Source organism: Rhizobium sp. Rhizsp42, from assembly GCF_047304155.1.
Classification (GTDB): domain Bacteria; phylum Pseudomonadota; class Alphaproteobacteria; order Rhizobiales; family Rhizobiaceae; genus Rhizobium.
In genome coordinates, this window is record NZ_JBGLYS010000127.1 from 1 (window position 1) to 308 (window position 308).

Annotated in this window: 1 protein-coding gene; it reads left to right on the forward strand. The window is 61.4% G+C overall.

From position 1 onward, the window contains the following. A partial coding sequence (locus ACCD05_RS31820) for a transposase (protein WP_413397663.1) occupies window positions 1-308 on the forward strand: 308 nt, incomplete at both ends.

Below are 308 nucleotides of genomic sequence, written 5' to 3' on the forward strand. Positions count from 1 at the left end.
TCAAAGCCTTTCTCGATCGGCCAATCGAGGGCGACTGGCCGTACTTGTGGGTGGACGGCACCTACCTCAAAGTGCGGCGCGGTGGTCGCATCATCTCTGTTGCCGCCATCATCGCGGTGGGCGTCAACACCGATGGTCGACGAGAAGTCCTCGGTATGGAGGTCGGGACCTCAGAAGCTGAGCCGATCTGGACAGAGTTCTTGCGCAAGCTGACGCGACGAGGCCTACGCGGCGTTAAGTTGGTCATCTCCGATGCCCACGAGGGCATCAAGGCTGCCGTCTCCAAGGTCCTGTGCGCTAGCTGGCAG